General features: G+C 71.8%; 7 protein-coding genes. 1 reads left to right on the forward strand and 6 read right to left on the reverse strand.

Annotated features, from left to right (window positions below):
- The 3 genes from CCN51_RS36450 to CCN51_RS36460 all read right to left on the reverse strand — a co-directional run.
- Positions 1 to 668, reverse strand: a 668-nt coding sequence (locus tag CCN51_RS36450; RefSeq protein ID WP_086860575.1) for a transporter substrate-binding domain-containing protein, incomplete at its 3' end; no start/stop codon positions are given.
- A gap of 16 nt (positions 669 to 684) precedes the next feature.
- A complete protein-coding gene (locus tag CCN51_RS36455) occupies positions 685 to 1,431 on the reverse strand; it encodes an amino acid ABC transporter ATP-binding protein (RefSeq protein ID WP_086860571.1) in 747 nt (248 codons plus the stop codon).
- A 127-nt stretch (positions 1,432 to 1,558) separates the two neighbouring features.
- Positions 1,559 to 1,999, reverse strand: coding sequence for a DUF6278 family protein (locus CCN51_RS36460; protein ID WP_014175499.1), 441 nt, complete (start codon positions 1,997 to 1,999; stop codon positions 1,559 to 1,561).
- Positions 2,000 to 2,154: 155 nt separating this feature from the next.
- Between CCN51_RS36460 and CCN51_RS36465 the strand changes: the two genes are divergently transcribed.
- Positions 2,155 to 3,966: an SGNH/GDSL hydrolase family protein gene (locus CCN51_RS36465; RefSeq protein WP_014175500.1), complete on the forward strand. Its 1,812-nt coding sequence runs from the start codon at positions 2,155 to 2,157 to the stop codon at positions 3,964 to 3,966.
- A gap of 33 nt (positions 3,967 to 3,999) precedes the next feature.
- On the opposite strand, the gene CCN51_RS36470 is transcribed toward CCN51_RS36465, so the two are convergent.
- The 3 genes from CCN51_RS36470 to pcaDC all read right to left on the reverse strand — a co-directional run.
- The gene (locus tag CCN51_RS36470; protein ID WP_086860573.1) at positions 4,000 to 4,779 is read right to left on the reverse strand and encodes an exodeoxyribonuclease III; all 780 of its coding nucleotides are present in this window, start codon (positions 4,777 to 4,779) and stop codon (positions 4,000 to 4,002) included.
- A 51-nt stretch (positions 4,780 to 4,830) separates the two neighbouring features.
- Positions 4,831 to 5,472: an MBL fold metallo-hydrolase gene (locus CCN51_RS36475; RefSeq protein WP_014175502.1), complete on the reverse strand. Its 642-nt coding sequence runs from the start codon at positions 5,470 to 5,472 to the stop codon at positions 4,831 to 4,833.
- Between the two features lie 61 nt (positions 5,473 to 5,533).
- Positions 5,534 to 6,885 (reverse strand): bifunctional 3-oxoadipate enol-lactonase/4-carboxymuconolactone decarboxylase PcaDC (gene pcaDC / locus CCN51_RS36480; protein WP_086860577.1); only part of this gene is annotated, 1,352 nt, incomplete at its 5' end.

Here is a 6,885-nt window from a genome sequence, read left to right on the forward strand (position 1 = left end):
TCGGTGGTGACCGCGTCCACCTGGAGGCTGATGAGGTTGTCCACGCAGACCGAGTAGGTGTCGTACGCGACGGCGTGGGCCTTGGGGTAGTCGGACTGGATGCGCATCAGCGGGGTGGAGCCGGCCACCGAGCACACGGTCTTGCCGGCCAGGTCCTTCGGGCCGTGGATGTCGTGCTCGTCGGTGCGGACCAGCAGCGACTGACCGGCGATGAAGTAGGGGCCGGCGAAGCCGACCAGGCGTTTGCGCAGCGGGTTGATGGTGTACGTGCCGACGTAGTAGTCGATCTGGCCGTTCTGGAGGGCGGTCTCGCGGTTCGCGGACGCGATGGTCTTGAACCTGACCGTCTTGGGGTCGAAGCCGAGGGAGGCCGCCATCATCTTGGCGATCTCGATATCGAAACCGGAGTAGCGGCCGGTGGCCGGGTCCTTCTCGCCCAGGTACGGCTGGTCCTCCTTGGCGCCCACCACGAGGTATCCGCGGCGCTTGGCCTTACGCCAGGTGGGAGAGGACGGCAGCCGGAAGCCGGTGGCCACCTTGTAGGCGGGCAGCGCCCCGGGCTTGGGCCCCTTGACCGGCGGGCTGCCCTCCTTGCCGCAGCCCGCCGCCGCGGCGAGCACCACCACGGCGAGGGCCAGGGCCGCGAGCGCGCGGCGGATGCGCGTCATGTGGTCCACCCGGGGCTCAGTGCTTGAGGATCTTGGAGAGGAAGTCCTTGGCGCGCTCGGTGCTCGGCGCCGCGAAGAACTCGTCCGGCGGGCGGTCCTCGACGATCTTGCCGCCGTCCATGAACACCACGCGGTTGGCGGCGTAGCGCGCGAACCCCATCTCATGGGTGACCACGACCATCGTCATACCGTCCCGGGCCAGCTGGCGCATCACCTCCAGCACCTCGTTGATCATCTCCGGGTCGAGCGCGGAGGTCGGCTCGTCGAAGAGCATCACCTTCGGATCCATGGCCAGCGCGCGGGCGATGGCCACCCGCTGCTGCTGACCGCCCGACAGCTGAGCCGGGTACTTGGCCGCCTGGTCCGCGAGCCCCACCCGGTCCAGCAGCTCACGGGCGCGCCGCTCGGCCTCCTCCTTGGTCCGGCCGCGCACCTTGAGCTGGGCGAGCATCACATTGGCCAGCACGGTCTTATGGGCGAACAGGTTGAAGGACTGGAAGACCATTCCGACGTCGGCACGCAGCCGGGCCAGCTCCTTGCCCTCCTCGGGCAGCGGGACGCCGTCGACGGTGATGGCGCCGGAGTCGATGGACTCGAGGCGGTTGATCGTCCGGCACAGGGTCGACTTACCGGAGCCGGAGGGGCCGATGACGACCAGCACCTCGCCACGGCCGACGGCGAGGTCGATGTCCCGCAGGACGTGCAGCGCGCCGAAGTACTTGTTGACCTCGCGCAGCTCGATCAACGATTCGCCGACGGCCATACCGCCACACCCACTTTCAGCTGTGTCGGGCTCAGCGCAAACTATCCACACATAACGGGCGCCTCGCCGACGACACGCATCAATGGGTATTTAACCCCCCAGAGCGACCGAGTGGGGGGAACGCCGCTCAGACCTCCGCGACCTCCGCGTACACATACGAAAGCTCGGGCGCGCCGTCGGCCGCCCACTCATGGCCCGCCCCCACCACATCGATCTCCCGCCCGGAGGAGAGCCGGACGACGGGCCGCCCGTTGGGCCACACCTGCCACAGCGCGCCGGGCACGGTACGGATGATCACCGTGCCCAGATACAGACCGGCGTCGTTGCCGAGCCACGGCAGCTCGTCGGGGTCGTCGCGCCAGCGCGGCAGCAGCTGATCCAGCGCCTCCAAGGAGGCCGCGGAGTCGTCGAGCCCGACCCCCGCCGACGCCGCCCGGGCGCGCAGCAGCTCACACTCCGACAACAGCTGGGCCACGCCCTGCGGATCCGCCTCCCGGGCGGTCATGACAGCCGTGCCGTGCGCCTGGTCGTGTCGCTTGCGCCAGTTGCCCAAGAACGGGATGTTCATACCACTCAGCGTGGCACCCCCACGCCCACCACACCACAGGGCGCGCTGACACCCCGTGATCTGATCATTGTCTTGACGACACCCACCCGCCTCTCTACGTTCGTCCCGCACCTGTCGGATCGCCGGTTGGGTTGGTTGCGAGAGGGGACACACGCATGCTCGTCGGCAGACGGTGGACAGCGACCGCGTTCGTGACGGGAGGTGTCGCCCTCTCCTTCGCCTGGACGGCGGCGCCGGCGGGCGCCGCCACGCCGGGGTCGCCCGGCCAAGAACCCCGAAAGCCGCTCCCTTTGGAGCGGCTTTTCGACAACACGGCGGTCAGCGACGACGGCGACCCCGGCGGCGCGGACTTCGACGGGACGGGCAGCTCACTGTCCGCGCAGGATCTGCGGGCCGCCGGCTGGGCCCCGGGCCGCGCCCTCACCATCGACTCGGCCCGGCTCACCTGGCCCCGAGCGGCCGACAACGGGCGCCCGGACAACGTACGGTCCGACGGGCAGACGGTACGGCTGCGCGGGCGCGGCGACGCGGTCTCCTTCCTGGTCGCGGGGACCGGCGGCGAGGCGAGCGGCACCGGCCTCGTCCGCTACCGCGACGGGTCGAGCAGTACGTACACGCTCACCGCCCCGGACTGGCGCTCGGGCCCGACGGGCACCCGGGCCGTCGCCCTCCCCCATATCAACAGCGGTGCGGGACAGCGGGTGGAGACCGCGCGGCTGTACGCGGTGACGGTGCCGGTGGAGCGCGGCCGGGAGATCTCCTCGGTGGTGCTGCCCCACGACCCGGGCGCGGCCGATCTGCATGTGTTCGCCGCCTCGGTGCGCCGGGCCGCCGAGGGCTGGACGGGCAGCTGGTCGGCGAGCACCAGCGGCTATACGGCGGTCGGCCCGTGGACCGACCAGACGCTGCGGCTCGTGGTGCACACCAGCGCGGGCGGCCCGACGGCCCGGATCCGGCTGGCCAACACCTTCGCGGCGGCCCCGGTGCGGATCGGCCGCGCCAGCGTCTCCCTGCAAGCGCAGGGCGCGGCGGCGGACGGCGACCCCGTCCCGCTCACCTTCGGCGGCCGGGAGCGCATCGAGATCGCGGCGGGGGCGCAGGAGTTCAGCGACCCGGTGGGGTTCGATGTCCCGCCGGACGCCAATCTGCTGGTGAGCATCCATCTGCCGGAGACGGTCCAGGCCGTGCCGGTGCACAGCCAGGCCACCCAGCGCTCGTATCTCAGCCCGCCGGGCAGCGGTGACCACACGGCCGACGCGGGCGGCGAGGCGTACACCGGCACCCTGACCACCTGGCCGTTTCTGACCGGTGTGGACGTCGAGGGCGGGCCGGGGTCGGTGGTGACCCTCGGCGACTCGATCACCGACGGCACCAAGTCGACCACCGACGCCAACCGGCGCTGGCCGGACGTGCTGGCCCGGCGGCTGCTCGGCCAGTCCGACGTCCCCGCGTACGGGGTGCTCAACCAGGGCATCTCCGCCAACCGCGTGGTGACCGACCGCTACCCGGGCGAGGGCGTGAGCACCGACACCGGCGGGGTGAGCGCCCTGCACCGGCTGGAGCGCGATGTGTTCGCCCAGACGACCGTCCGTACGGTCCTGGTCTTCCAGGGCATCAACGATCTGCGCTGGGGCGCCTCGGCCGAGCAGCTGACCGCCGGGCTGCGCACCATCGCCCAGCGCGCGCATGAGCGCGGGCTGCGGGTGGTGATGGCGACGATCGCGCCCTGCGAGGGCGAGTCGCTGTGCACGGCGGATGTGGACGTCCGGCGCACCGCCGTCAACGCCTTCATCAGGGACAGCGGCGGGGAGTTCGACGGGGTGCTGGACTTCGACGCGGCGGTGCGGGATCCGCTGCGGCCGCAGCGGATCCTGCCCGCCTACGACAGCGGCGACCATCTGCACCCCGGCGACACGGGGCTGCAGGCGATGGCCGACTCGATCGATCTGCGGCAGCTGACCGGCTGACCCGCGGGCCGGGCCACGCGCCGGTCGGAGGCGTCAGATGTCGAGGTCTACGACGACCGGCGCGTGGTCCGAGGCGCCCTTGCCCTTGCGCTCCTCGCGGTCCACATACGCATCGCTCACGGCCTTGGTGAAGGCCTCGTTGCCATACACCAGGTCGATCCGCATGCCCTTGTTCTTCGGGAAGCCCAGCTCCCGGTAGTCCCAGTAGGTGAAGGGGTGGTCGTACTTCAGGGGGCGCGGCATCACATCGGACAGGCCCACCTCGCGCAGGGCGGCCAGCGCCTCGCGCTCCTTGGTGGTGACATGCGTCGAGCCCTCGAAGACGGCGCGGTCCCATACGTCCTCGTCGGCCGGCGCCACATTGAAGTCGCCGAGGACGGCGAAGGGGCCGCCGGCCGCCGCGTCGACAGCGGCGGAGGTCCGCAGCGCCTCGAACCAGCGCAGCTTGTAGTCGTAGTGGGGGTGCCCGATCTCCCGGCCGTTGGGCACGTACACCGACTGGACGCGGACGCCGCCGCAGGTCGCGGCGATGGCGCGGGGCTCCTGCTCGCCCTCGTAGTCCGGGCCGCCGGGCAGGCCCGGGGTCACGTCCGCCAGGCCGACGCGGGAGATCACCCCCACCCCGTTCCACCGGCCGGTGGCGTTGACCGCGGCCTCATAGCCGAGCTCGCGCAGCGGCTCGTAGGGGAAGGCGCTCTCGGCGCTCTTGATCTCCTGTATGCACAGCACGTCCGTACCGCTGCTCTCCAGCCAGGCGAGCAGGCGGGGCAGCCGCGCGGTGATCGAATTGACGTTCCAGGTCGCGATGCGCATAGGGGACAACCTACCTCGCGGGTCCGACAACGCTCACCGCGCGGGATTCCCTCAGGCCGTGACGCTCTCCCCCGGCACCAGGCGCAGGTGATCGGCGCCGATCCCGGGGCCTTCGGGGCCGAGCATGCGGCCGTAGACCAGCGGCGCGACGTCGGACAGCAGGGCGTCGTGGATGTCGATCGCGCGGCTCGGCGCGACCTCGCGGACGTAGTCGACGATCTCGGCGAGCTTGTTCCACGGCGCGTGGACCGGCAGCATCAGGGTCTCGACCGGCCGCTCGGGCACGGTGAGCGCGTCGCCGGGGTGGAAGAGGGAGCCGTCCACCAGGTAGCCCACATTGGTGATCCGCGGGATGTCCGGGTGGATGACGGCGTGCAGCTGCCCGTGGACCTCGATGTCGAATCCCGCGGCGGTGAAGGTGTCGCCCTCGCCGACGGTGTGCACCCGGCCCGGGAAGGCGTCCGCGATCTGCTCGGCGACGGCGGCGAGCGTCCAGATCCGCGCGGCGGGGTTGGCGTCGAGCGCGGCGCGGAGCCGCCGCTCGTCGAAGTGGTCGATGTGCTCGTGGGTGACCAGGATCGCGTCCGCGCCCACCGCGGCGTCCTCCTCGCTGAACGCGCCGGGGTCGATGACGAGCGACTGACCGTCCTTCTCCAGCGCCACGCAGGCGTGGCCCTTCTTGGTGAGCTTCATGGGGGTCATTGTGCTCCCGGGGCGTTCCCCGGGCCGCTCAGGGGGCCGCTCAGAGGGAGCGTCACCCCTCGGGTGTGGTCTCCTCGCGGATGACGCGCTGCGCCACGGCGAAGGCCGAGTTCGCGGTGGGCACCCCGCAGTACACGGCGGTGTGCAGCAGCACCTCTTTGATCTCGGCGGGGGTCAGCCCGTTGCGCAGCGCGGCGCGGGTGTGGAAGGCGAGCTCGTCGAGGTGGCCGCGGGCGGCGAGCGCGGTGAGGGTGATCACGCTGCGGGTGCGCCGGTCCAGGCCGGGCCGGGTCCACACCTCGCCCCAGGCATAGCGGGTGATGAAGTCCTGGAAGTCGCCGGTGAACTCGTCGGCGTTGGACTCGGCACGGTCCACATGGGCGTCGCCGAGCACTTCCCGGCGGACCCTGATCCCCTTGTCGTACGCGTCCGAACGGGTGTCGACGAGGGCGGAGCCGGGCTCGACGTAGCTGATCTCGGCGACCGGGGCGCCGGTGATGTGCACACCGTTGGCAACGCCGTTGACGGCTCCGTTCACGGGGACTCCGTTGACGGGGACGCCGTTGACCGGGAAGCCGTTGACGGGCACGCCGGTGGGCGGCGCGGTGGCGAGCATCGATCGGGCCGCGGGGGTGGGGATCGCGGTCATACCGGTCGGCTGGTCCGCGGACTGCCAGGAGGCGGAGAAGTGGCGCACCAGGAGGTCGGTGACGGCGGTGGGCTGTTCGACGGGCGCCAGGTGGGAGGCGCCGGGGACCAGCGCGAGCCGGGCGTCGGGGATCCCGGCGACCATCATCCGGGCGTCGGCCGGCGGGGTCACCTCGTCGTCGGCGCCCACCACGACCAGGGTCGGGGCGCCTATGCGGCCGAGCTCGGCGCGGATGTCGAAGGCGGCCAGGGCCTCGCAGGCGGCGATATAGCAGCCGGGGTCGGTGGTGCGGACCATCTGGACGGACCAGTCGACGATGGCGGGCTGACCGGCGGCGAACATGGGGGTGAACCAGCGGTCGGGGGTGGCGCGGGCGATCGGGTCGAGGCCGTTGGTGCGGACCACCACGCCGCGCTGGCGGTAGGAGTCGGCGGTGCCGAAGCGCGGTGCGGCGGAGACGAGTGCGAGGGAGCCCAATCTGAGCGGATGTCGTAGCGCGAGCTCCGCGCCGATGGCCCCGCCGATCGAGCAACCCGCGTAGCCGAAGCGGTCGATGCCCAGCATGTCGAGCGTGCCCAGCAGGCGCTCGGCGAGGTCGGGGACCGAATGGGCGGGGTGGGCGGCGGCGCCGCCGTGGCCGGGCAGGTCGAACCGCAGCACGCGCCAGTGGCGGGACAGCTCAGGTATCTGGCGGTCCCACATATGCCAGGTGGTGCCCAGCGACGGGCCCAGGACGAGGACGGGCCCGTCCTCGG

This window comes from Streptomyces milbemycinicus (genome assembly GCF_002154605.1).
In the GTDB taxonomy this organism is placed as follows: domain Bacteria; phylum Actinomycetota; class Actinomycetes; order Streptomycetales; family Streptomycetaceae; genus Streptomyces; species Streptomyces milbemycinicus.

Bases quoted from the DNA above. Each gene is read 5' to 3' on its own strand.
- CCN51_RS36470 (WP_086860573.1), bottom strand. From the start codon at position 4,779: ATGCGCATCGCGACCTGGAACGTCAATTCGATCACCGCGCGGCTGCCC.
- CCN51_RS36465 (WP_014175500.1), top strand. From the start codon at position 2,155: ATGCTCGTCGGCAGACGGTGGACAGCGACCGCGTTCGTGACGGGAGGT.
- CCN51_RS36455 (WP_086860571.1), bottom strand. From the start codon at position 1,431: ATGGCCGTCGGCGAATCGTTGATCGAGCTGCGCGAGGTCAACAAGTAC.
- CCN51_RS36475 (WP_014175502.1), bottom strand. From the start codon at position 5,472: ATGAAGCTCACCAAGAAGGGCCACGCCTGCGTGGCGCTGGAGAAGGAC.
- CCN51_RS36460 (WP_014175499.1), bottom strand. From the start codon at position 1,999: ATGAACATCCCGTTCTTGGGCAACTGGCGCAAGCGACACGACCAGGCG.